Source organism: Gemmatimonadota bacterium, from assembly GCA_009838845.1.
Classification (GTDB): domain Bacteria; phylum Latescibacterota; class UBA2968; order UBA2968; family UBA2968; genus VXRD01.
In genome coordinates this window covers 30,602-55,250 of sequence record VXRD01000019.1, presented here as the reverse complement: position 1 = coordinate 55,250, position 24,649 = coordinate 30,602, and the positions used below count along the sequence as shown (strand labels likewise).

Genomic DNA, 24,649 nt, shown 5'->3' with positions numbered 1-24,649 from the left:
ACCATGCTTCCCACAACACACAAAATGGTGAGCAAGAAATAGCGCACAAACCGGAAACCAATCCCCGAAGTTGAGAGGGCTTCTCGCGCCTCTGTGTTTTCAAAAGACACATCTTTTTGTGGATAGCCATTGAATTTTACAATCTTTTCACTATGTGCCATAACTCATTCAGCCTACTGTTAAAAGTGAATTTCGACCAAGCAAATGAACATTCAACTCAGACATCTTCCGAAAACGCCTGAATTTCCCCACGCATAAATTATTTGCGGTACTGGGTAGGAGAAATGCCATGTATCCTCTTGAAATCCTCAGAGAAACGATTTGATCCGCGATACCCACATAGGGGTGCAATTTCATACATAAATAGTGATGATCCCGTTAAAAAGTGCTCTGCCTGCGCTATTCTGACCTCTCTCAGTTTTTCACGGAAGGTCTTGTCAAAATATTTTTTGAACAGCGCATGACCCTGCGATAGAGAGATCTTAAAATGGTTCGTGAGGTCTTCAAATTTCAGGTCTGGATTTCTGTAATGCTCCTCCAAAAATGATGCCAACTTCTCTTGCGAAACCTTCTCCCGGCCAGTGTTCAATGGCCGTTGAAAGGATCTGGGCAGTGAACGGGATGCTTCACTGGTCCGCGATACCTTGTATCTCACCTCATTCAGCAGGATACAGGTTTTTACCTCTGCCAAAAATTTGTCCTTCACAATCGGTTTATCCAATACGCTCACAGCACCTGCTGTGAGTATTTCTTTCGTTACTTCCATAGGCACAACGCTTCCCATGATCAGGATGTTTGTCTGAATTTTCTCTGCTGCAACGCGCTCCAAAAGTGCGATCCCATCAAGACCCGCTATATCTTTTTCAGCAACAGCCAGATCAATCTTCTCTCGTCTCAAAATTTTAAGCCCTTCTTTTCCATTTTCCGCCGTACTTATGTCATAAGGTTCATCGCTCAGGAATCCTGCAAGGGTCGATAGAATGCTGAGGTCGCGATCTATAATCAGTATTTTCTGTTTGTTCATATTTTTCTCCGGTGCGATAAAATGCTGTCTAAATATTTGAGGCTTAGAGCCTGACTTTCCACACGATTCAAAACAGATTATCCACTGCTTAAACAGATACATGCAACATGTGTGCCAATATGGAATTTTAAAATGATAATTTCTATAAAGTATTATTTTTATTCCATATAGAAGTTATTATTGAGTAAAAGTCAGGCTGAATATCGAATTGAGAAGTAAAAACATTGTTCACTTTTCTCTTTTCGATTGAACATTATATTCACATTGACAATCGCGCTTCAGGTCGCTACCTTTGTTTAACCTTCTCAAGTTATCAGCTTGAGATATTTGCTGCCGCTGACAGTTGACTTGTCCTGGTCTTGTCAGCGGCTTTTTTATGATAACACCATCGCGTCTATAAGTTCAACCCAAAAAGATTCCGCATATCTCTTATTCCTTCCGAATATCTCTTATTTTTTAATTTTTTTCAGAATTAGTGCATTTTTATAAAAAAAACTGTGAATGGGATATCAAGTTTTCCCATCCACAGTTCTCAAGCACTGGATCGCGGCCAAGAGAAGTAAGAAGTTAGAAGTAAGAAGTAAGAAATCCACCCTTCCTACTTCACACTTCCTACTTCACACTTCCTACTTCACACTTCCTACTTCACACCTCCTACTTCACACCTCCTACTTCACACCTCCTACTTCATCCTTCTCACCTCTCATCGTCGAACCAAAAAAATTCGTCTTCAAATCGATCTTCTTCCCAACCCGGTTACCCACCAGCCCGCGCGCACCTGCAATATCAAAATCCTTCAACGCAATCTCAAATTCGCCCTTCACCACAAAAAAATCTCCTAACGCGCGCTTCTTTGTCTGCTCTGACGCCAGCAAATACGTCGCCTCAAAAGGAATCTCCATCTTCTTCGCCACGCCGTGCAGTGAAAACGTCCCCATTGCCAATCCCTTAATCACAGCCCTATCTTCCCCTGCCTCCACAGACACATCCTTCAACCCCGCAATCTCAAACCCAATCACCGGAAACTGTTTTTCATCCAACCAATCCGCGCTATGCAAATGCGCGTCGCGCTTCTCGATACCCGTCTCCATACTCGCAACCTGCACCTCAATCTTCCCCGTCAAACCCTGCACATTTGCCGGATCCAGTATCAACGCACCCGAAATCTCCGACGCTGTACCGTGGATCTCCTCCAGCGGTGCCGAACTCACAAACTGAATCTGATTCTTACCCACCTCATTGCGCAACACAATCGTCTGCACACCCTCAACCGGCAACCCCAATGATGTCTCCGCCCAGACCTGTTGTACTATAACACACCCGACAAAAAACAAACCGATGATCCACCGCATATTCATACTTTGTCTCCTTCTCTCTGGGAATAACACCTGAACTATAAAATCAGCAGTCAGCTAAAAACTTCCTGGATCGCGGCTTTAGGCATGCCGCGATGACAGTTGCCTTTAATGTCTCGCTTGTTTCCCACTTCATACTTCAACGTGAACTGGTCTGAACTGCGACCAGTTGTACAACGTTCCTCACTTCATCCGCGTTCCCAATTTCCTGCAAATATCTCCTTGACTTTCGCCTTCCCATACTCGTATAATACGGACTTCAAAATCCGCCACAACAAAAACTCAGGAAATATCATGGCCTCAATCGTCTATACAAAAACCGATGAAGCACCTGCATTGGCAACGTGCTCTCTGCTTCCAATCATCAAAACCTTCACAGAACCCGCCGGCATTGAAGTAACAATACAAGATATCTCTCTCGCTGGCAGAATAATTGCGAATTTCCCGGAAAACTTAACTGATAATCAGAAACAATCCGATGCACTAATGGAATTGGGCGAACTGGCAAAAACACCCGAAGCCAACATCATCAAACTGCCCAACATCAGCGCCTCCATACCCCAGTTGACCGCAGCAATCCGCGAACTACAAGAAAAAGGATATGATATTCCAGACTATCCAGAAGAACCGCAAACCGAAGCAGAGCGAGAAATTAAAGATCGATATGCAAAAGTTCTGGGAAGTGCCGTAAACCCCGTCTTGCGAGAGGGAAACTCAGATCGCAGGGTGGCATCCGCCGTAAAAGAATACGCCAAAAACAACCCGCACCCCATGGGCGAATGGACCTCGGAATCCCAATCACATGTGGCATACATGCGCGATGGGGACTTCTACGGCAGTGAACAATCCGTCGTATCGGCAAAAGACGATACTCTCAAAATCGAGTTTGTAGATACCGACGGAAACACAACCATACTCAAAGACGACATACCCGTTCAGGCTGCCGAAGTCGTCGATGCAATGGTCATGAACTGTCGCGCATTGCGCGCATTTTACGAAACCCAACTCGAAAATGCAAAAAACAAAGGGATTTTATTCTCACTCCACCTCAAAGCCACCATGATGAAAGTATCCGACCCGATCCTCTTTGGACACGCGGTCTCTGTCTATTACAAAGACGTATTTGAAAAACACGCAGCTGTATTTGATAAACTCGGCATCGACCCAAACAACGGCATTGGAGAAGTATATACAAAAATTGCGCGCCTGCCGGAATCGCAACGCGCAGAAATCGAATCCGACATTGCCGCCTGTTACACCCATCGCCCGGACCTCGCGATGGTCAACTCAGACCGCGGCATCACAAATCTACACGTACCCAGCGATGTAATCATCGACGCATCCATGCCCGCTGCAATCCGCGAATCCGGACAAATGTGGGGACCCGACGGCGAACTCCGCGACACCATATACACCATCCCCGACCGCTCTTATGCGCGTATCTATAGCGAAATCATCGACTTTCACAAAGAACACGGAACCTTCGACATCACCACAATGGGCAATGTATCCAACGTGGGATTAATGGCACAAAAAGCAGAAGAATACGGATCGCACGACAAAACTTATGAAATACCCGCAAACGGCCGCATTCGCGTCGTCGATACTTCGGGACAGGTCTTGCTCAATCACGAAGTAGAAAAAGGGGACATCTGGCGCGCGTGTCAAACCAGAGACCTTCCGATACGGGACTGGGTCAACCTCGCCGTCAACCGCGCGCGCATAACCGGATCAACGGCCATATTCTGGCTGGACGAAAACAGGGCGCACGACAGAAACTTAATCGACAAAGTCAATACCTATTTGAAAGACTGCGACACAAGCGGTTTGGACATCCAAATTCTGTCCCCAACAAAAGCCATGCGCGCAACCCTGCAACGCGCCAAAAATGGAAAAGACACCATCTCTGTCACCGGCAATGTCTTGCGCGACTACCTCACAGACCTGTTTCCCATTCTCGAACTGGGAACCAGTGCAAAAATGCTTTCAATTGTACCCCTTCTGGCAGGCGGAAGCCTTTTCGAAACCGGCGCAGGAGGCTCTGCTCCCAAGCACGTACAGCAATTTGTAGAAGAAGGGCATTTGAGGTGGGATTCAATGGGAGAAATATTGGCACTCGCCGCATCCCTCGAAGACCTGGGACATAAAACCAACAACAAAACAGCCAGCATTCTATCAGAAACACTAAACGAGGCAACCCGCATATTTTTAAACAACAGAAAATCGCCCTCGCGCGTAGTACACGAATTGGACAACCGCGGAAGCCATTTTTACCTCGCCCTGTACTGGGCACAAGCACTGGCACAACAAAGCGAAGACGCGGCACTTCAAACGCGATTTGCAAAATTGGCACAACAACTCGAAGCAAATGAAACAACGATCATCAACGAACTCAATGCAGCACAGGGTCCACCCGTTGACATGGGCGGCTATTATCTCCCAGACACCGAAAAAATAACAGCAGCCATGCGACCAAGCGCAACATTCAACGCCATATTAGATAAGGCGTAGTAGAGGACGGTCTCTGTGCCGTCCCGCATGACCACCTGCGGGCGACCACAGAGGGTCGCCCCTACAAATACACCTTCCCCTCCAACACACGCAACAACACCTCTGTCGTCGTCAGCAGATCCAGCGCATTGTGATGTAAAATATCGCGCATTTGCACGGCATTTCCCGACTTGACAAACCGGTGATACGCATTGGGAATCTCCGCACCCGGAATATCGCCTTGTCGGGTGCGACGGCAAATATATTGTTCCAGAGTCTGCAACTTGCAATTGGGCAACTGCCTGCCCCATATACGACGCCCCACATGCAACATATCGATATGCGCCTGTCGCAATCGAAACGGCACACCCATAAACAAACACCGGTCGCGGATATAGGGCAAATCATACGACTTGCCATTAAAGCTTACAATCACCTGTGAAGCATCCAACATAGTGACGAAGTGCGACAACGACGCGGCCTCTTCCGTATAATCTCGCGCCAGCAACTGCACAACGCGCAAATCGCCATCAAAATGCCCCAACACCCCAATCAAAAACAGCGGCGTACCAGCCGTCAACCCCGTCGTCTCAATATCGACGTAAATCACATCTTCGGCGCGTGCATCAATCAAAGAATGAAATGTATCATACGGATCATGCGGCACATTGCCCTCATGTAACGCACCAATCGCGCGTTCGTATCGCGCGCCAAACGCGCGCCCACCACCGCGCAGAACCTCTTGAACAGTCTGATCAATCAGCAAAAATGTGCCTGCGGGCGTATGAATCTCCTCGCCCTGTGCCACCTCGTCCAGCGAGAGATGCAATCGCGCATCGGACGCAGCAGCCATCACGCGCAACTCGCCGGGATCGGGCGCGCGCCTCTCTCCACGGGCAGACCGAACTTCAGGCTCTACTTGCCCCTCGGCTTCCGAAACCTCATCTGCGTGTTTCAAATCGCGGCGATTGAGCGCGGCAATGCGTCTTCTCATCTCATCAGAAATCATAAAAACAATATACTCGCACAACAGCCAATCCGTCAAGGTGATAGAAAAAAAACTCGCATGAACGAAGCTCTTTGTTTAATTTAGAACCCCTATGAAACGAACCTACTTCCTCATCCCCTTACTCTTCTGTGGTTGTCTTGCACCCGACCCAGGGCATCTTGCAAAAACAGGTGAAGCCGCGCAATCCAACGCGGCGATTCGCGAAACGCGCGCACCCGTACAAATCGACCCGGAAATTCTGATCAACCGCACCTTTAATGAAGCCCCCATTCTCGCTGAAAAAGTCAAAAAAGGGGAACTCCCCCCCGTATCTGAACGCCTGCCCGAAAATCCTCTCATCGTCGTCCCCATGGACACCATCGGACAATACGGCGGCGTCTTGCGGCGCGCACTCACGGGCGACATCATCCAAACAGCGGGCGTCAATAAAACACTGAGCGAAAACCTCATGGGATTTTTGCGTCCCATGCCCGACAGCATCGTACACAACCTCGCCGAGAGTTTTGAATTTCACAACGAAGGCCGAACCGCCATCTTCAAAATCCGCAAAAGCATCAAATGGTCAGACGGCGTGCCATTTACAGTTGACGACATATTGTTCTGGTACTACGACATGACCTTTGACGACAATGCCCGTCCCCACAACCAGCCCGTCCCCCCCTCTGTGTGGGTCGTCGATGGCAAACCCATCGACCTGAAAAAAATCGACGACCACACCCTTGAAGTCTCATCGTCCAAACCCCTCGGTCGCGTATTACACGCCCTGTGTTCAGATGTCATAGCACAGCCCAAACACCACCTGTCACACCTGCACCCTCGTTATAACCCCGAAGCGACCTATGAAGAATTTCGAGAACAAGCCACCAATGCCATGGTCATCATGAAACCCGGCATGCCGCGCTTATCCGCCTGGGTCCCCGTCGAATGGATTCGCGGTCAGCGCATCGTCTATGCGCGCAACCCCTATTATTGGAAAATCGACACAGCGGGCAACCAACTGCCCTATGCAGACCGCATCGAATTTACCGTCATCCAGGACCCCCAGGTTATCCTGCTCAAATTTGTCAACGGCGAACTCGACCTGTTTGGACGCTACTCTCGCATCAACATGTTTCCCACGCTGCGCACCGAAGAAAAAAAGGGCAAATTCAAATTGAGGATCACCGGCCCAGACCGCGGTCCAGCCTATTACCTCAACTGGGACACCCCAAAACCCGCCCTGCGAGAAGCCTTTCGCAACCGCGACGTACGCATAGCCCTGTCTTATGCGATCAACCGCGAAGAAATCAACCAGATCGTCTATCACGGCCTCCTCGACCCCGCGGGCTACTCCTTCGCGCCCTCTAACCCGCACTATTCAGAAGCCGCCTATCGCAAATACGCCAAATTCGACCCCGACAAATCCTGCGATCTCCTCGACAAAGCCGGATACCGCGACACAGACAGCGATGGTTGGCGGGAACTCAAAGACGGCTCGCGTTTTGAACTCAACATCGACGTCGTCCCCGGCGTCGGCGTCGATGTCTCTGAACTCGTCTCCGAACACTGGCGCGACATAGGCATCAAAGCCAACCTGAACATTTCCCTGCGCGACATTGTATGGCCCCGCCGCCTCAACGGCGAATACGACATACACCACTGGGGCCTCGAAGGACCCGCCGACCCTCTCGGTCGCCTCAATGACTGGGCAATTATGGCACCCACCGTCCCCTTTTGGCACCGCAACGCCTCCAAAGAAGGTCCCGCGTGGTTGCACGAAGCCACAATGCGCATTAAAAAAGTATTGACAACCGTAGATCCCATAGCCGTACATGAACACATGACAGAAGTGCGCGACCTCCACACCGACAACGTACCCGTTATCGTCGTCGGATCCGCCTACTCTATATGGGGTGCCAGCACGCGACTCGGCAATGTCCCCATGCAGGGCAGCGCTGCCGACGTACACCGCGGCTGGGGTCGCCCCGTGTTTCACGAACAGATATTTATAAAGCAATAGCCTATGACCAACTACATCATCCGCCGTCTATTGCACATGATCCCCACGCTGATCCTGATCTCAATGGTCAGCTTTGTGGTCATTCAAGCACCGCCGGGCGATATGCTCACCTCTCGCCTCGCCGAATTGGCCGAACAGGGCGAACTCGGATCTGAAAGCGCGATGGCGCAAATCGACGCCCTGCGCGAACGCTATGGCCTCAACGATCCGATCTATGTGCAATACATCCACTGGATCTGGAAAATCGTCAGCAAAGGCGACTTCGGGCAATCCTTCACTTACGAAATGGACGTGATGGAACTCCTGGCCGAACGACTGGGACTCACCCTCACACTCACACTCTCCACATTGATCTTCACCTGGATCGTCGCCATACCCATTGGCATCTACTCTGCCACCCGACAGTATTCGATAGGCGATTACGGCTTTACCTTTCTCGGATTCATCGGCCTGGCCACCCCAAACTTTTTGCTGGCTCTGGTCATCATGTTCATTCAGGTCGCCGTCTTCGAAGCCGAATCCGTAGGCGGACTCCTCTCTCCCGAATACATCGGCGCTGCCTGGACATGGGCAAAATTCGTCGATCTCCTCAAACATATCTGGGTCCCCATCATCGTCATCGGCACGGGCAGCACAGCGGGCATCATCCGCATCATGCGCGGCAACCTGCTCGACATACTCGGCCAACAACACATCCAAACCGGCCGCGCCAAGGGCCTCAAAGAAGGCAAAGTCATCGTCAAATACGGCGTGCGCATTGCCATCAACCCCCTCGTCAGCCGCCTGGGCCTCGAACTGCCCAACCTGCTCTCTGGCGCCGTCGTCACTGGCATCGTACTCGGCCTGCCAACCGCCGGCCCCATTTTTCTCACAGCACTCACATCTCAAGACATGTATCTGGCAGGTGCATTCCTGCTCTTAGCCGCCACTTTCTTACTCATCGGCAATTTATTAGCCGATATTCTCCTGGCATGGCTCGACCCGAGGATTCGCTATGAGTAGTGTCGTCGAAACACCTCCCGACGAGCGCGAAGAAACCCTCGTCGTAGAAAACACAACCACCGCCACCTATTCACAGCGCCAGCTCATCTGGCGGCGTTTCAAAAAACACCGCGCTGGCGTCATCGGTGGATGCGTGGTCATCTTTCTCTACATCTGCGTCTTTCTGGGCGAATTTCTTGCCCCACACGATCCGGCGCATCGCTACTATAACTACGTACACCTGCCCGCCCAGCGCATCCACATATTCTCTCAAGACGGCATCCACTGGCCCTTTGTCTATGGCATCAAAAAATCTTTTGACCTGCAAACCGGTATCAAAACCTATACAGAAGACGCCTCTGTGCGCTATCCCGTGTACCCCTTTGCGCGAGGTGCCCAATACACATTCTATGGCCTCTTTACCACCGACATTCACCTGTTTGGCACCGGCAAAGACAATCCCATGTTCCTCCTCGGCACCGACCGCTTTGGGCGCGACATGCTCTCGCGCATTATCGCAGGGGGCCGCATCTCCCTCACCATTGGCCTGCTCGCCGTATTCATCAGCCTCACCCTCGGCTCCACACTCGGTGTGATCTCCGGCTATTACGGCGGCAATATCGATAACATCATCCAGCGCATCATCGAACTCATCTTTGCATTTCCATCTATCCCCATTCTCATGGCCCTCAGCGCAATATTGCCTCCCGAATGGCCCTCGCATCTGGTCTTTATGGGCATTGTCACCGTACTCGCGCTCGTGGGCTGGGGCGGACTCGCCCGTGAAATACGCGGCAAAACTCTGTCCATCCGCGAATCCGACTTTGTACTGGCCGCCCGCGTGGCCGGTGCCAAAGATCGGCGCATCATTTTTCGGCACCTGCTCCCATCCATGTTCAGCCACATCATCGTCATTGCAACCCTCGCCATTCCCGGATTCATCCTCGGCGAAAGTACATTGAGTTTTCTGGGCCTGGGCATCAAACCGCCCATGACCTCCTGGGGATTGCTCTTATCCGACGCCATGAACATTCACTCGCTCAGTCTCTATCCCTGGCTCCTCATCCCGGGGGTCTGCATCATCATTGCCGTCCTCGCCTTCAACTTCCTCGGCGATGGCCTGCGCGATGCAGCCGACCCGTATTCGAGCAGATAAGATATGACCCAACCGCTCTTAGACATACGCGACCTCAAAACCTATTTCCACACCGACGATGGCGTCGTGCGCGCGGTCGATGGCGTATCCCTATCCATAGCGCCCGAAAAAACCCTCGGCCTGGTCGGCGAATCGGGCTGTGGAAAAAGCATCACCGCCTTTTCAACCATGCGCCTCATCCCGAGTCCCCCGGGCAAAATCGAACACGGGCAGATCTTCTTTCACAAAGATCCCGAAAGCGATCCCATTGACCTGACACAACTCAATCCCAAAGGCACGCAGATGCGTGACATTCGCGGGAATGACATCGCCATGATCTTTCAGGAGCCTATGACCTCTCTCAGCCCTGTACACACCGTGGGCAACCAAATTGCCGAGGCGATCATGCTGCATCAGAACGCAGACAAAAAAGAAGCTCGTGAACGCGCTATCGATGCCCTCAACAAAGTGCGCCTGCCCCGTCCCGACCGTCAGGTCGATGCGTATCCCCATGAACTCTCAGGCGGCATGCGCCAGCGCGCCATGATCGCAATGGCCCTCTCGTGCAATCCCAGCTTGCTCATCGCCGACGAACCCACGACAGCCCTCGATGTCACAGTACAGGCCCAAATCCTGGACCTGATGCGCCATCTCCAATCCGACATCGGCATGGCGATCATGCTCATCACCCACGACCTCGGCGTCGTCGCCAGCATGGCCGACTACGTCGCGGTGATGTACCTGGGCAAAATCGTCGAATACTCCGACACGCGCACCGTCTTCAAAGATCCGCGCCATCCCTACACCAGGGGCCTGCTGAACTCCATTCCACAAGTAGGCCAAAAACGCCGCCTGGTACCCATCGAAGGCACAATCCCCGATCCTTTTGAAATCCCACAAGGCTGCGCCTTTGCCCCGCGGTGCCCGCATGCAATGGATAAGTGCCGAGAAGAACCACAACTCCTCGAAATAGAATCGGGCCATCGCGTCAGTTGTTGGCTGGAAAACTGACCGCCTCGCAAATGGAACCAGACATCATGCCAGAGAAAAACAATCAGCCTCTTCTCGAAGTTACCGGACTCAAAACCCACTTTCCCATCAAAAAGGGCTTGTGGCGAAAAGTCGTCGGCTATGTCAAAGCAGTAGATGGCTTAGACCTCACCCTGCACCGGGGCGAAACCCTCGGCCTGGTCGGCGAATCGGGCTGCGGTAAGACCACAACAGGGCGGTCCATCATTCGCCTGATAGAACCCACCGACGGCGAAATCATCTTCCATCACAACGGCCAGCAACTCGATCTGCGCAGCCTCGGCAAAGAACACATGCGTGACCTGCGGAGAGAACTGCAATACATCTTCCAGGACCCCTTCTCGTCGCTCAACCCGCGCATGACCGTCTTCGACATCGTGGCCGAACCCCTCATCATCAACCAGATCGCATCGGGATCTGAACTCGAAAACCGCGTCGAACAACTGCTCATCCGCGTGGGCTTGCGCCCCGATCACCTGCGGCGATATCCCCATGCCTTTTCAGGGGGACAGCGCCAGCGCATCGGAATTGCCCGCGCCCTCGCACTCAACCCCAAACTCGTCATCGCAGACGAACCCGTCTCCGCCCTCGACGTGTCCGTACAGGCTCAGGTCATCAACCTCCTCGAAGACCTCCAGGAAACCTTCGACCTCACCTACCTGTTCATCGCCCACGACCTCAGCGTCGTCGAACACATCTCCGACCGCGTTGCAGTAATGTACCTCGGTCAAATCATTGAAATCACCACATCCGAACGACTCTACCAGAATCCCCTTCACCCCTACACTGCGGCCCTCCTATCCGCCGTTCCCATCGCCGACCCCGACGATCAGCGCGAGCGCATCCCCCTCGAAGGCGACGTACCAGACCCCGCCGACGCCCCACCAGGATGCAAATTTCACGTGCGCTGTCCTTATGCACAGGACAAATGCAAAACAGAAGAACCCCGGCTCATAGAAATCGAACCGGGGCATCGTGCGAGTTGTCACTTTGCCGGTGAACTCACATTTTAAGAGGGAAAATGTCTCTAACACAAGAACAACTCGACCGCTTTCGCACCTCGGGTTACGCCATAGTCCCGGACATGTTCACCCGCCGGGAAATACGCGCCATGCGCGCTGAACTCGACCGCTTCAAACGCGAGGGCCTCCTCCGCAATGTCGCCACCGACGGGGATGGGCAGACCCATTCACAAACGCAAATCAACCTGCAAATCTGTCCCATCACGCCCAAAAGCGCGTTTTATCGCGCCCTGCACTTTCACCCCAAAGTCCTCGCCCTTGTCGAGCAACTCATCGGCTCTCCCTTTGTATTCCACCTCGACCAGATCTTTCTCAAACCCGGCAAACAGGGCATTGGCACGGACTGGCACCAGGACAACGCGTATTTCAAAATCAGCGATCCCGCCAAAGGCGTTGGCATGTGGGTTGCCCTTCACGATGCCAACATCGCCAACGGCACACTGCACATCGTACCCGACAGCCACCGCGAAATTTACGCCCACGACCGGGACCCCAACAGCGACCACCACATCCACTGCACAGTACCCGAAGAAAGAGCCATCCCCATTGAATTGCCAGCCGGAGGTGCCGTCTTCTTCAACTTTGGCATTGCACATCGCACACTTGCAAATACCACACACAGAGAACGCGCGGGCCTTGCACTGCACTTTTTGAACACCGACTATATTCCCAAAAACCTCAAAGCAACCCAACGCTATACCCACCTCACAGGTCCCCTTTCCACAGGAGGAAAAAAAGAATACGGCCTTTGCGTTGCCAACACCTGGTCCAACGAAGTAGATCGCTTACTCACTCCTGCGCCCTTGCCCTTATAACGCGCTTCACCTTGGAGACCTCGCGCCAGAGTACCCGGATCTTACCCTGCGTCTCTGTCGTCACCACAATCTCTTCTTTATCTGCCCGCAACAAAATCCCTTGAAATGTCGCGCCCTCTCTGGTCTCTATCAACAGAGAATCTCCCACCGCGACTTGCTCTGGAGAATGCACCACCTCGTAATAAACATAAGAAGAGGGCGATGTGGTCTCGCATCCACAAATCCATAGACTCAAAATTGCAACGATTAGCAACCTGTTCATAATATGCCTCACAGGGGTTCTGCTGAAAAAACCCGCCACTGATCCACAGGTCGAAATTTCTGCTTGAACTGGCGCAAACCCGACAAACCCAGATCTCCAGCGTCATTTACGCGGCGATAAGCAGACAACGCGCCATAAACTCGCCATCGCAAAAAATACGACAAATCGGGCAAATCGGGATTGGTCTTCGCAACAAAAAAATGCGCCAAATCGGGCTGCATCTTTCCGCTCAGGGCAAAAGCCTCAATCCGTCCCGCAACCTCCACACACCACCCCCACAACACATCTTCTGACCAAAAATGAAACTGATCGAGCGCTGCCCGCGTATATCCCCAGTCCAGCAAAAAGGGATGCCGACGCCCCTGGCGCCGACGCCAATGCTTCAACAGCGCGAAACAATCCGGCACATCCCACGCAGTCAAAGCGCGAAAACGGAACGCGTGGGCGCGCTCAAAACGGCGCACGCGCTTGCGCACATCCCTGAAACGCCTTCCTGTAGCCGCAGCAATCTGCGATGGATCGTAAACGTATTCTGCGTCTTTATCGCGAAGTGCAAACTTGTCGGTATCTACATATTTGGCATCACAGGCATCTAACCACAAAATTCTCGGCAGACGACCACCCTGATGAGAGGCAAGTTTATCGACAACCCTCTTCAGCGTATCAGCATCACAGGGAACAGGTGGCAGCAGCAAGTCAACACCTTCTGGACGCTTTACTAACAGACACGTACTCCCCGCAATTTCATCGACGCACACAATCCGATTGGGTGCGAGACTAAAAGCACAGAGAAAGGGCGGAAAATAACACCAGGCCCGCTTATTTGCTCGCAAAAACACATCGCGCAAATACTCGCCATACGTGGGATCAATGGGATGCCCGATCACCTTGTCGCCGCCTTTTGAGATCAGCCGTGTACAGTGCCCCGTGATATGTGCCAGTCACAAGAGGCTGTGGCTTCCCGGTAGAAATCAGACGAATCATCTGACTGACCCCCCCCAATACCTGGGCACCGACATATTTATTAAAATCCGGTATGATTTCCACAGGCGCAAAGCCCATCTCGATCAATGAACCAATCGCCCGTACTGTCTCATCTGGTGAACGACGGCCAAAACTGACAAACCCCTGCTTACCCACCTCGGGCACCAGTGCAGAAGCACCGCGAGAAACAAATAACGACAAACCGGACAACGTGTAGGGTGGATCGGTAAAAAACACATCCATTTGCCCGCACAGGTCACCCGGAATATCTTCGCGCAAATCGCGTGCAATCACAGTGATAGGCAACCCTTCGCGTTCGCTGATTACACCGAGAAAATCAACGAGCCGCCCATCGCACTCCAACACCACCACCTGCCCGAGAACAATCTCCAAATGCTGCGCCAGCAATCCCACCGCCACAGACGTCAGATCGTCGTCCCCAAGAACGAGCAGATTGCGCCCTTCGAGAGCATCGTGTTCGTACAAATACACAGCACGCCTTAAAACAGTTTCGGGCGTTGCATGGGACTGATCCAGTTTGACATCGACCTCTGGTCGCCTCTCAGCAATATCTGCAAAACGACCACACACCTCTTTCAAAACCACAGGTATGGGAGGCACGCCCGGGCGCGCAAAGCGTTTGCGGCACGAAAGCCCCAACTCCGATTGCACAACACTCAGGCCCTTACCCGTGAGCGAAACCCCACCTTTTCGCGTCAAAATACCTCTCTTTTCCAATTCACCCCGCACAGCGGCAACCACGGGAACGGGCAACCCCACCTCCTGGGCGACATTGCGAACGGGAATCTGCTCAGCCATAAAAACCGTTCGCAGAATGCGACGCACACCCTCGGCACCTTCGGCCAGCCGCGCCTGGATTGCCACCTCGCGCAGCAAGTCAACGGGAAAATTTGACCTATGCCGTTTCGGAATCAGTGTTATCGCCGGCCTCCTCGCTCACAACCTCGAGATCATCATCCCGAGCAAGCAAATTTTCATCGTCCTTGCGATGTCTTAAAACCACATACATCAAACTCAGTCCCGACGCATAAGTCGCCTGGACATAAGCAACCACAATACCCGTAATCACAATGAGCATCACCCCGAGGATACCACCACCCCAGACCTCGGCTCCCGACGGTATCCCAGGCACGGGCAAACTCGCAAACAAATCATCCCATTTCTCCGGGACAAACAAGAGATAGTGCGACGCCACGTAAAAAAGATTGGCCAGTTTAACATCCATAAACAAACCACATGCCCAGGCAATCAGACCAATCGCAGCCATGGTTAAAGCTCCCAGCATCATCAAACCAACCCACACCGCAAAAATCATCCACACCGCATACAAAACCAATCGCCAGGGCTGTGACCACGTCAGTGAAAACGACTGTATCACAACATCTAAAATATCAACCCCCTCTGTACCCACAATAGCTGGCGACATAATCACAGCAACAACAAATACCAGACCGATAAACACAGCCAACAAAGCCGCAAAAAAAATGGGAATAAAACACAGCGCGAAAACTATCTCACCCACCGAGGGGATCCAGCCGGCAATCCACCCAATCACAACGCCGCCAACCACAAAAAGGGCAAACAGAGCAAGCACGGCAACGGGGCCAAACAGCACGGTTTTCCAGCGCGCGCTTGCAAATCGGCAGGCATCGCCAACCGAATAAAATTCATCGCCCCGAAGCTGCTGAAAAGTGATCTTGCACATCATACTGGTCGTTACAAACACCACCGCAAGGGCAAACACCATGCCCAAAATGTGCAACCCCGTGCCAGGCAGATCAAATTCACCGATCGCTGCGCCAGGGAATAAACCATAGCGCTGCCACATGTCCCCACTGCCCGCGCGGACATGTGCGATAAGCAACAAAGCCGAATAGCCCGCCCAAGCTGCGACCAGCCCCAACAGCCCAACCCAAATTTTTTTCCCAGACCAACCCAGTCGCACACAGCGAAAAATATCTCGAATATCAAAATGCAGATTCATATTACCCCTTACTGTTCAGCAGGTGCCTCTTGCTGGTTCAAATTGAGCACTTCTCGAACCGCAGTCAAAAAATCGCCCAACTCCATGTGCGATGTTTGCGCTTGTGCGGGTTTGCTGCGTACCTCCGGAGGCAAAGGCACATGTCTGAGTCTGACCTGGCGATTTCCACCTTCACCCACCTGCACGGCATAACACCCCTGTCCCAATCCCATCGGCCATGGAGAACCAAAATCGTCGCGCTTCGAAAGAAACAGCACAGTCTCTTGCCCCACCACAAACTGCGGCATACCAGGCACATACATGCGCTGTCCTTCCCACTCACCGCCGGGCAAAGTCAGCACCATTTCTGAATCAGTCTGCCCTTTGACCACCTCCATAATTTTAAACCGCGTTTGGGTAAAAATACCCTCTCGATCGGCAAAAACTGCATTATCGCGCGCGAGACATTTGACATATACAATAGTCTGCGCGGTTTCGCACATCTCTTCAAAAACAAACGTCTTCACAGTCGTCGCCCAGGCGGGCGTCCACCCCATAGCCATCAACATCAGACCTGCAAACAATCGTTTATACATTCTCCTACCTCCTGAAAAAAACAGCAACCAGTAAACATCTCAAATATCATCTCTTATACATCTCAACAGACAAACAGTTGCAGGATGAACTGCAGAACTACAACCCAAGCGATTCAAACACCTGTGTAGCCAACCTCAGCGCCTCATCGCGTCGCGTTACACGCCCTTCTAACTGTGCATCTTCAACAGCCCGCAACACCTTCTTAAACGCGGGACCGGGTTTTTGTCCCATCGCAATCAAATCGCGTCCATTAATCAACGGAACAGGTCTGATTTGTTCTGGCTCCAGATTCTCCAGCGCAGCCTTACAAAACGCATAATTGTCCAACGCACCATGGCTCGACAAACAATCAATCCGGTGCAATTCCAGGTGATCTTCAAACCGATCCGTACGCAAAAAGCGCTTCAACGTACTCGAGCGCATCTCCTGTACATGCATAAATTTGTGATGATCTGCTACCAACGCCGCAATATGCTTTATCTGTTCCGACGAAAAACGCAACCTTCTGCAAATCTCCTCGGCCATCTCGCGCCCAACTTTTGTATGATTGTGAAACCGAATGCGATCCCGCACCTCATAAGTAGGGGGTTTGCCCACATCGTGCAACAAAATACCCATCGCCAACTCTACAGAGGGATTCTGCATCAAACCCAACATAATAAGCGTATGGGTCAACACATCGCCTTCGGGATGAAACTGAGGCGGTTGGGGCACACCATCCATAGCCACAACCTCGGGCATAAAAACCGCCATCAATCCCAGATCGATCAGCCAGCGCACCCCCAAAGGCGCGCCCCCCTCGGTCAAAATTTTAACAACTTCATCGCGAATGCGCTCGTGACTTATAAATACAATACTCGCGCTCAGTTCTCCAATAGCCTCTCGCGTCTTCTCCTCAAGGGGCCAGTGATACCGACACGCAAAGCGAATCGCGCGCAACATACGCAATCGATCTTCACGAAATCGGGCATGCGGATCGCCAATCGTGCGGATCGCCTTTTTTTTTAAATCAGCCTGTCCCCCCACATAGTCGAGCACAACATCTACCACGGGATCGTAAAACATCCCATTAATGGTAAAATCGCGCCTCCTCGCGTCCTCTTCTTCATCCACGAACACCACACCATCGGGATGTCGACCATCGGAATACTTCAGATCGCGGCGAAAACGCGCCACCTCATAATGATAATCACCCAGCCGCACAATCACCACCCCAAAATGCGCCCCAACCACCTGTGCATGAGGAAAAATGCCGATCACCTGTTGGAGATCGGCATTTGTGGCAATATCGTAATCGCGGGGCACCTGCCCCATCAACATGTCTCGCACGCATCCACCGGCCCACAAAGCGCGAAAACCCCGCGCCTGCAAACGACGCACAATTTCCAGCGCGCCCATGCGTGCATCCTGGTCATTCGTCACATCAAATCACCTCTTTACCATTACTCCTCTACCGTCACCCGCTGAATACGCGCACCCAAACTGCGCAAGCGCGTATCGATTTGTTCGTAACCGCGATCGATCTGTTCGATATTTCTAATCACACTTTGACCCTCGGCACACAAAGCCGCAATAATCAGCGCCATACCCGCTCGAATATCGGGACTCGTCAAATGCTCGCCATAAAGTTTTGACGGCCCCACCACCACAGCGCGATGCGGGTCACAAATCACAATCTTCGCGCCCATATCGATGAGACGGTCCAACCAGTACATGCGCTGTTCAAACATCTTCTCAAAAAACAGCACCGTACCCCGCGCCTGTGTCGCCAACACAATGGCAATACTCATTAAATCGGGTGGAAAACCCGGCCAGGGATCGTTGTCAATGCGCGGAATCGCATCGCCCACATCCGGCATAATTTCCAGCTTTTGAAAGGACGGCACCACAATATCCTGTCCATCGACCTCAACTTCCAGCCCCAAACGCCGAAACACCATCAAACTCTTGCGCATATTTTTGGGCGCAGCATTGACAATGCGTATCTCGCTATTGGTCGCCCCTGCCAATCCAATAAAACTGCCGACCTCCATATAATCTGGACCAATCGTATGCGTAGTCCCACTGAGCCTCGACACGCCTTCAATAACCAGTTCATTGGTCCCAATACCCGAAATTTGAGCACCCATCCTGTTCAGCATCAAACACAATTCCTGCACATGAGGCTCTGAAGCCACATTGCTCAAAATAGTCGTACCTCGCGCAAGAACCGCTGCCATCACGGCATTTTCAGTGCCGGTCACACTGCGCTCATCCAAAAAAATATCCGCCCCCACAAGGCCTCTGGGCGCCTCAAAATCATAAATGTGATTGGTATGAAAACGCACGCCGAGTTCTTCCAGCGCAATCAAATGCGTATCGACCCGCCGCCGACCGATGCGATCGCCCCCAGGTCGCGGAATCGTCGCCCTCCCAAATCGCCCCAACAACGGACCGGCAAACATAAAACTGCCGCGCACTTTCCGGCACAAATCGGCCCGCAACACAGACTTGAGGACATCCCGTGTACAAATAGTCAGTTCGTGATCACCCGAGTAGCGAACCTCTGCCCCCAGATCGCGCAAAATTTCGACAATAACGGCAATATCACCAATATCAGGTACATTTTTTAGCACCACAGGTTCTTCAGTCAACAAAGTCGCCGCCAAAAGAGGTTGAGCCGCATTCTTATTGCCAGCAGGAACAACAGTTCCAGACAAAGGATGTCCACCCTCGATAACAAATTGGTCCATAAAAAACATCTCCAAACTGTATTATGGAGGAGAAAAAACAGGTAGCTTCGTGGTTATGCTTATCATAGAACAGATAGGGAAATATTTCAAGAGTAAAAAGGCAGAATCAGGATTTGCAGGATGAAAGGATAAACAGGATGAAAATCAGAGGCAAAACCTTCTGGATCGCGGCTAAAGCATGTCCCTGCATGGTGTTGAGCAGGGATCCTGCCGCGATGACGCACGGCACGGGGACCGTCCCCTACCTACTTCACACCTTTCTCCATTTCCCAATACAACTGTCCACACCCGGCCGCAATATCATCTCCCTTGCTATAGCGAACAGTTGCTGTCAATTTTGCCTGAGACAAAATATCGACAAACCGATCAATTGCTTTCTGCGGGGGGCGTTCATAGCGCGCATCTTCAATGGGATTCCACGGTATCACATTGATTTTACATGGAATATCTCGCATCAGGTCAATCAGCCTGTATGCATCTTCGGCTGTATCATTAAACCCGTGCAACAACACATATTCAAATGTCACCCACCGTCTGACCTGATCGTAATAAGCCCGCACAGCGGACAGGAGTTCTGCAATAGGCCACTTGCGATTGATCGGCATAATCTCTGACCGCTGCTCATCGGTCGTCGCATTGAGCGATACAGCCAATCCAATTTTGAGTTTTTCTCTTGCCAGTTTTGCAATACCCGGCACATGGCCAACCGTTGACAACGTAATGCGACGTATGCCCACGGCCGCCCCATAATCCAGATTGATCAATCGAATAGCTCGAATCACCTGATCGAAATTCAGCAAAGGTTCTCCCATCCCCATCATCACCACATGCGTCAACTCATCGCCCTCTGCACGCAAAAAACGCTGTGCGTACAACACCTGCTCGACAATCTCTGCCGCCGTCAAATTGCGAATCAACCCCATGCGCGCAGTCGCGCAGAACTGGCAATCGAGCGGACACCCCACCTGCGACGACACACACAGCGTGCGACGCTTGCCATCCCACATCAAAACACTCTCGATAAGTCGCTTATCGGGCAACTCAAACAAAAACTTCACCGTATCTGTTGACGAAGACCTCAATTCACCAACGCAATTTAATCTCAAAAGCGTAAATTGCTCATCGAACTGCGCGCGCACGGTTTTGGACAAATTCGTCATCAACTCAAAATCCGTGACACCCTTGTTGTAGAGCCAGTCAACCAACTGTCGGGTTCTGTACCGCTCCAGGCCCATATCGGACACATGCTGTGCCAATTCTTCGGGAAACAAACCTTTGAGTTCTATTTTCTCAGCATTCATTGTATATTATATCCTCGCTATCGATCGGCCCACCTGATCTTCAACAACTCAATTTACCCAGGCTTGCAGATAACGTCAAGGTCACAGCGCGCGAATTACAACATATAGCAGACACAATTTTGCGACCCCAATATAATGCGGTTGACGTACACAGCAAGATGGTTTATTGTTTGGCGCACATTCAGTCAGCAACACATCAAAGTTCACGAGGGTCCCTCCCCACATGCCGGTTCGCGCTTATAAAGGTCAGCCCAAATCCCCCAAGCCACGCAAAAGATGGATCTTCTTCTGCTTACTAATATCCGTCAGTATGCTCTTTGGTCTTGGCAAAGAACCGGCAAAAGATGAACCCGTCGCAAAAATGACTGAAGAAAGTCCCGCAAAACCAGATCCAGTTGAAGCAGATCTCATCCTCCCACTTACCCCTCCTCCAGAATCCAAAACCACCAGAATTGTGGGCTATATCGCCAACAAAGAAAATCTCACCGAAGCCCTCACGAGCGAAAATATCTCACGCACCGAAGTTCTCGAACTTATCGATGTGCTACACAGAGATATTAAACGCGCGTCATTCAATCCCAATATCGTTCGGCGTGGGGATCGCTATGAACTGGTGCTCGACAGCCGTTCAACCATTCAGCACCTCAAATACACCAGGCAGAACAACCACGAAACGCAATTTATCGTCGAACGAATAAATGGCCAACTCAAAGCCAGGCAAGAAAACCTGCCATTGAAGCGAGAGGCCATTATCGTATCCGGCCGCATAAAAGACAACATCTGGAGCGCGCTTCAAAAAACCGGTGAAAATCCGGCTCTTCTGTGCGACAAACTCGAATACGTATTTGAATACTATATCGACTTTTACAACGACTGCAGAACAGGCGACGAATTTACGCTCGTCGTTGAAAAACTCTACGGCAAATCCGGTGCCTTTGTCCGCTATGGCGATATTCTCTCAGCCCAATACGAAGGCGATAAAGAATCTTTTCAAGCATTTCTCTACACCGACCCCAGAGGAAACAGAAATTACTACGACGCAAAAGGTCGCACACTCCAGGCACTCTTCCTGCGTAAACCCCTGAACTTTACCCGCATCAGTTCCCCATTTACCAACCGTAGATTTCATCCCATACTAAAAAAATACACGCGGCATCACGGCGTGGATTACGCCGCGCCATACGGCACAAAAGTCTGGGCCGTTGCCAATGGCACGGTTGCTTTTGTCGGACGCAAAGGTCCGCTTGGCAACTATATCGAAATCGAACACAGCAACGGCTATAAAACCGGCTATGGCCATCTGAGGGGATTTGCGCGGGGCCTGAGAAAGGGACAGCGCGTCAACCAAAAACAAACCATCGGTTATGTAGGTTCAACCGGACGCTCCACAGGCCCACACTTGCACTTCAATTTTTACGCCACAGTAAATGGCAAATACAAACTGATCAACCCAACGCGGAAAATCAATCGCCCCGCAGGTCAACCCATCCCCGAAAAATACATGGCGTATTTTCACCAGCAGCGCGACCAGTATCTCGCGCTCTTAGGTCGCAAAAACGGTTCAATCGTCACAACTGCATTGCCGGTAGGGGTAGTAGCAGAGTAGATTCTTTTCTCACCTCCCCGGATAAACAAGTTCTATAACCGTGAATACTCACGGTCTTTTTTTTAGGATTATCTCATGAAAGTCGCCTATTTCGACTGCTTTGCCGGCATCAGCGGCGACATGACCCTCGGCGCGCTCGTCGATGCGGGCCTGTCTTTTTCCGTCCTGAAATCTGAACTCGACAAACTCAGTGTGCGCGAATTCACCCTCTCCCAGCGTCGCGTGGAAAAACACGGCATTGCCGGCACCAAAATAGACGTCAACGCTCGGGAAGGCCACGTCCACCGGCACCTGAAAGACGTTCTTGAAATCATCAACAACAGCGAGATATCGGCCTCTGCAAAAGAAAAAGCCGCGCGCGTCTTTCAAAAACTCGCCGAAGCCGAAGCAAAAATCCACGGCACCACCATTGAAGCGGTCCACTTCCACGAAGTAGGCGCAGTAGATGCCATCGTCGATGTCGTCGGCGCTATCGTCGGCCTCGAACTCCTCGAAATCGAAGCGATCTACGCCTCCAAATTCCGATTTGGCTCGGGTCACACGCGGGGCGCACACGGGGCGATGCCCGTCCCGGTTCCCGCAGTCGTAGAAATGACAAAAGGCTTTCCATCCGAACGCACAGACATCCCGTATGAACTCGTCACCCCCACCGGTGCGGCTCTCCTCACGGCACTCGCCTCTAATATTGGCGAAACAATTCAGCTACGCACAGAAAACACGGGTTATGGCGCTGGCACGCGCGATGTCGAACAGGTACCCAACCTCCTCCGCGTTGAAATCGGTGAACTCGTCGCAGATCCCCGGACAGATTTACCCGTCCTGCTCGAAACAAATATCGACGACATGACCCCTGAAATTTACGGCTACCTCATCGACCGCCTGCTCGAAGCCGGTGCGCGCGACGCCTTCCTCACCCCCGTCATCATGAAAAAAGGCCGCCCGGGCATTCAACTCACTGTCCTGGCCGACCCCAACAAAGAAACCGAACTCACCGAACTCATCTTTTCAGAAACCACCACCCTCGGCATCCGCCGCCTGCCCGTTCAACGCCACATCCTCGAACGCCGCACAGACACCGTCCAAACCCCTTATGGACCCATCCGCGTCAAAATCGCCGACATCGGCGGCAAACAACGCATCACTCCCGAATACGACGACTGCGCCCGTATTGCACGCGAAAAACAGGTGCCGATACTCGACGTTTATAAATCTGTAAATTCACTATAGCTAACCCTCCCCCGGTCTCTCCCCGTACAGGGAAGGGGAGACATACTCTCCCCTTCCCCGTACTACCCCTTCTGAAGATCCTCTTTCACAGCCCGCAGAACTTCATAGTGCCAGTCATACATAGCGTCCTCATCAATTGCGAGCAATGCCTGCAGATCAAAAATCAGCTCATCGTCCTCAAGTTTAAAAATCGAATAAAATGGATCTCCTCCGGGAACGCCCGAACCCGTTCTCATTTGCCATTCGCCTTTCGATATGGACCCCTCTTTCGCCAGTAATTTTAACCTCTCATACGTTGTCTTTTGCATCATATGAACAGGCAGGTGTGGATAGTAATTTTCAATAATATACCTGTCTATTTCCCGCCACAGACTCGCGATTGTAATTTGCCGGGACTTCAAACTCTCCACAGTCAAATCTCCCGTACTCATCGCAGCCTGTAAGCGCTCCTCCCAATTCTCTGGCGTCCACCCAAGACTGCGGCTCAAATGCAGCAACCACTTCTCATGTGGAATATACTCCCGGTTGGCTACAAAAAGTGCTTGAACCAACGCAGTGACAGCCTGATTGAACACATAGTGACCCTGTAGAACATCCCCACGATGAATCCAACTATCGCCCGTAAGCCGGAAATACCACCAGCAACTCATCAGCAAATTTCCCGCCTTACCGGGTTCAGGTCGGTCAGCCAATTTCTCAGCAAAAACTGAATGGAGAAGATCCTCAGGATCAAACAGAATCTCCGCATACGATGCATCCCACAACTCAGTATCATTCCAATCGCGCGCGCTTTCAGCAGCAAAATCTACATACTTGACATCATAGAGTTGCCCCGCCAATTTGGTAATTCCAACAGCAATCGGAGGCTTACTCAATTGCCAATCCACAAAAGCTTCTGAAGTCAAATAGATGGTTACATCAATCTCCGAAAGATGATCTGCATAACCCCGTGAAAGGCCACCATTCAAGGTCAAGCCCACAACACCCGGCAACGCTTCAAACTCCGGCAACATCTTTTCCAAATGATGTCGAAGCGTGGAGATCTTATTCTCAGACTCGATTTGCACATAGGGACGATTCATGCTGTTCATAACCTT

Annotated in this window: 21 protein-coding genes; 9 read left to right on the top strand and 12 right to left on the bottom strand. The window is 51.7% G+C overall.

The window, feature by feature from the left end:
* Positions 1-259: 259 nt before the first annotated feature.
* On the bottom strand, positions 260-1,126 hold the full coding sequence (locus tag F4Y39_02805; GenBank protein MYC12639.1) for a response regulator transcription factor: 867 nt from the start codon (positions 1,124-1,126) through the stop codon (positions 260-262).
* A gap of 566 nt (positions 1,127-1,692) precedes the next feature.
* Positions 1,693-2,382: a YceI family protein gene (locus F4Y39_02800; protein MYC12638.1), complete on the bottom strand. Its 690-nt coding sequence runs from the start codon at positions 2,380-2,382 to the stop codon at positions 1,693-1,695.
* A gap of 291 nt (positions 2,383-2,673) precedes the next feature.
* Between F4Y39_02800 and F4Y39_02795 the strand changes: the two genes are divergently transcribed.
* Positions 2,674-4,890, top strand: coding sequence for an NADP-dependent isocitrate dehydrogenase (locus tag F4Y39_02795; protein ID MYC12637.1), 2,217 nt, complete (start codon positions 2,674-2,676; stop codon positions 4,888-4,890).
* A gap of 61 nt (positions 4,891-4,951) precedes the next feature.
* On the opposite strand, the gene F4Y39_02790 is transcribed toward F4Y39_02795, so the two are convergent.
* Positions 4,952-5,878 (bottom strand): hypothetical protein, encoded by a 927-nt coding sequence (locus F4Y39_02790; GenBank protein MYC12636.1) that lies wholly within the window; start codon positions 5,876-5,878, stop codon positions 4,952-4,954.
* Positions 5,879-5,969: 91 nt separating this feature from the next.
* Between F4Y39_02790 and F4Y39_02785 the strand changes: the two genes are divergently transcribed.
* The 6 genes from F4Y39_02785 to F4Y39_02760 are packed head-to-tail and all read left to right on the top strand — an operon-like array spanning position 5,970 to position 12,859.
* Positions 5,970-7,877, top strand: a complete 1,908-nt coding sequence (locus F4Y39_02785; GenBank protein ID MYC12635.1) for an ABC transporter substrate-binding protein — start codon at positions 5,970-5,972, stop codon at positions 7,875-7,877.
* Between the two features lie 3 nt (positions 7,878-7,880).
* Positions 7,881-8,879, top strand: a complete 999-nt coding sequence (locus tag F4Y39_02780) for an ABC transporter permease (GenBank protein ID MYC12634.1) — start codon at positions 7,881-7,883, stop codon at positions 8,877-8,879.
* Entirely contained in the window at positions 8,872-10,014 is a 1,143-nt protein-coding gene (locus F4Y39_02775) for an ABC transporter permease (protein ID MYC12633.1), read from the top strand. Before F4Y39_02780 ends, F4Y39_02775 begins: the two co-directional genes overlap by 8 nt.
* Before the next feature lie 3 nt (positions 10,015-10,017).
* Positions 10,018-11,004 carry an ABC transporter ATP-binding protein gene (locus F4Y39_02770; protein MYC12632.1) on the top strand — a complete coding sequence of 329 codons (987 nt, stop codon included), beginning with the start codon at positions 10,018-10,020 and terminating at the stop codon, positions 11,002-11,004.
* 26 nt (positions 11,005-11,030) lie between these two features.
* Positions 11,031-12,035: a dipeptide ABC transporter ATP-binding protein gene (locus tag F4Y39_02765; GenBank protein ID MYC12631.1), complete on the top strand. Its 1,005-nt coding sequence runs from the start codon at positions 11,031-11,033 to the stop codon at positions 12,033-12,035.
* Between the two features lie 8 nt (positions 12,036-12,043).
* Positions 12,044-12,859 carry a phytanoyl-CoA dioxygenase family protein gene (locus tag F4Y39_02760; protein ID MYC12630.1) on the top strand — a complete coding sequence of 272 codons (816 nt, stop codon included), beginning with the start codon at positions 12,044-12,046 and terminating at the stop codon, positions 12,857-12,859.
* Here the strand turns inward: F4Y39_02760 and F4Y39_02755 are convergent.
* The 8 genes from F4Y39_02755 to rlmN all read right to left on the bottom strand — a co-directional run bounded on the left by F4Y39_02755 (position 12,834) and on the right by rlmN (position 20,719).
* On the bottom strand, positions 12,834-13,121 hold the full coding sequence (locus F4Y39_02755; GenBank protein MYC12629.1) for a hypothetical protein: 288 nt from the start codon (positions 13,119-13,121) through the stop codon (positions 12,834-12,836). The two genes, F4Y39_02760 and F4Y39_02755, sit on opposite strands and share 26 nt — an antisense overlap.
* A gap of 8 nt (positions 13,122-13,129) precedes the next feature.
* Positions 13,130-14,062, bottom strand: a complete 933-nt coding sequence (locus tag F4Y39_02750; protein MYC12628.1) for a DUF2156 domain-containing protein — start codon at positions 14,060-14,062, stop codon at positions 13,130-13,132.
* On the bottom strand, positions 13,989-14,990 hold the full coding sequence (locus F4Y39_02745) for a putative methyltransferase (protein ID MYC12627.1): 1,002 nt from the start codon (positions 14,988-14,990) through the stop codon (positions 13,989-13,991). Before F4Y39_02745 ends, F4Y39_02750 begins: the two co-directional genes overlap by 74 nt.
* A gap of 31 nt (positions 14,991-15,021) precedes the next feature.
* On the bottom strand, positions 15,022-16,110 hold the full coding sequence (locus tag F4Y39_02740) for a hypothetical protein (protein MYC12626.1): 1,089 nt from the start codon (positions 16,108-16,110) through the stop codon (positions 15,022-15,024).
* 8 nt (positions 16,111-16,118) lie between these two features.
* Positions 16,119-16,685, bottom strand: coding sequence for a hypothetical protein (locus F4Y39_02735; protein MYC12625.1), 567 nt, complete (start codon positions 16,683-16,685; stop codon positions 16,119-16,121).
* Between the two features lie 97 nt (positions 16,686-16,782).
* Entirely contained in the window at positions 16,783-18,084 is a 1,302-nt protein-coding gene (locus tag F4Y39_02730) for a CCA tRNA nucleotidyltransferase (GenBank protein MYC12624.1), read from the bottom strand.
* 44 nt (positions 18,085-18,128) lie between these two features.
* Entirely contained in the window at positions 18,129-19,418 is a 1,290-nt protein-coding gene (murA, locus tag F4Y39_02725; protein MYC12623.1) for a UDP-N-acetylglucosamine 1-carboxyvinyltransferase, read from the bottom strand.
* 245 nt (positions 19,419-19,663) lie between these two features.
* Positions 19,664-20,719 (bottom strand): 23S rRNA (adenine(2503)-C(2))-methyltransferase RlmN, encoded by a 1,056-nt coding sequence (gene rlmN / locus F4Y39_02720; protein ID MYC12622.1) that lies wholly within the window; start codon positions 20,717-20,719, stop codon positions 19,664-19,666.
* A gap of 223 nt (positions 20,720-20,942) precedes the next feature.
* Between rlmN and F4Y39_02715 the strand changes: the two genes are divergently transcribed.
* Positions 20,943-22,325, top strand: coding sequence for a M23 family metallopeptidase (locus F4Y39_02715; GenBank protein ID MYC12621.1), 1,383 nt, complete (start codon positions 20,943-20,945; stop codon positions 22,323-22,325).
* Positions 22,326-22,400: 75 nt separating this feature from the next.
* On the top strand, positions 22,401-23,552 hold the full coding sequence (gene larC, locus F4Y39_02710) for a nickel pincer cofactor biosynthesis protein LarC (protein ID MYC12620.1): 1,152 nt from the start codon (positions 22,401-22,403) through the stop codon (positions 23,550-23,552).
* A gap of 62 nt (positions 23,553-23,614) precedes the next feature.
* Here the strand turns inward: larC and F4Y39_02705 are convergent, their stop codons facing one another.
* Positions 23,615-24,643 carry a DUF4037 domain-containing protein gene (locus F4Y39_02705; GenBank protein ID MYC12619.1) on the bottom strand — a complete coding sequence of 343 codons (1,029 nt, stop codon included), beginning with the start codon at positions 24,641-24,643 and terminating at the stop codon, positions 23,615-23,617.
* Between the last annotated feature and the right edge of the window lie 6 nt (positions 24,644-24,649).

Excerpts from the sequence above, each read along its gene's own strand:
- F4Y39_02765 (MYC12631.1), top strand. The coding sequence starts at position 11,031 with ATGCCAGAGAAAAACAATCAGCCTCTTCTCGAAGTTACCGGACTCAAA.
- F4Y39_02795 (MYC12637.1), top strand. The coding sequence starts at position 2,674 with ATGGCCTCAATCGTCTATACAAAAACCGATGAAGCACCTGCATTGGCA.
- F4Y39_02755 (MYC12629.1), bottom strand. The coding sequence starts at position 13,121 with ATGAACAGGTTGCTAATCGTTGCAATTTTGAGTCTATGGATTTGTGGA.
- rlmN (MYC12622.1), bottom strand. The coding sequence starts at position 20,719 with ATGAATGCTGAGAAAATAGAACTCAAAGGTTTGTTTCCCGAAGAATTG.
- F4Y39_02730 (MYC12624.1), bottom strand. The coding sequence starts at position 18,084 with ATGGGCGCGCTGGAAATTGTGCGTCGTTTGCAGGCGCGGGGTTTTCGC.
- F4Y39_02780 (MYC12634.1), top strand. The coding sequence starts at position 7,881 with ATGACCAACTACATCATCCGCCGTCTATTGCACATGATCCCCACGCTG.
- murA (MYC12623.1), bottom strand. The coding sequence starts at position 19,418 with ATGGACCAATTTGTTATCGAGGGTGGACATCCTTTGTCTGGAACTGTT.
- F4Y39_02760 (MYC12630.1), top strand. The coding sequence starts at position 12,044 with ATGTCTCTAACACAAGAACAACTCGACCGCTTTCGCACCTCGGGTTAC.
- larC (MYC12620.1), top strand. The coding sequence starts at position 22,401 with ATGAAAGTCGCCTATTTCGACTGCTTTGCCGGCATCAGCGGCGACATG.
- F4Y39_02800 (MYC12638.1), bottom strand. The coding sequence starts at position 2,382 with ATGAATATGCGGTGGATCATCGGTTTGTTTTTTGTCGGGTGTGTTATA.
- F4Y39_02770 (MYC12632.1), top strand. The coding sequence starts at position 10,018 with ATGACCCAACCGCTCTTAGACATACGCGACCTCAAAACCTATTTCCAC.
- F4Y39_02715 (MYC12621.1), top strand. The coding sequence starts at position 20,943 with ATGCCGGTTCGCGCTTATAAAGGTCAGCCCAAATCCCCCAAGCCACGC.
- F4Y39_02735 (MYC12625.1), bottom strand. The coding sequence starts at position 16,685 with ATGTATAAACGATTGTTTGCAGGTCTGATGTTGATGGCTATGGGGTGG.
- F4Y39_02785 (MYC12635.1), top strand. The coding sequence starts at position 5,970 with ATGAAACGAACCTACTTCCTCATCCCCTTACTCTTCTGTGGTTGTCTT.
- F4Y39_02790 (MYC12636.1), bottom strand. The coding sequence starts at position 5,878 with ATGATTTCTGATGAGATGAGAAGACGCATTGCCGCGCTCAATCGCCGC.
- F4Y39_02805 (MYC12639.1), bottom strand. The coding sequence starts at position 1,126 with ATGTATCTGTTTAAGCAGTGGATAATCTGTTTTGAATCGTGTGGAAAG.
- F4Y39_02705 (MYC12619.1), bottom strand. The coding sequence starts at position 24,643 with ATGAACAGCATGAATCGTCCCTATGTGCAAATCGAGTCTGAGAATAAG.
- F4Y39_02775 (MYC12633.1), top strand. The coding sequence starts at position 8,872 with ATGAGTAGTGTCGTCGAAACACCTCCCGACGAGCGCGAAGAAACCCTC.
- F4Y39_02740 (MYC12626.1), bottom strand. The coding sequence starts at position 16,110 with ATGAATCTGCATTTTGATATTCGAGATATTTTTCGCTGTGTGCGACTG.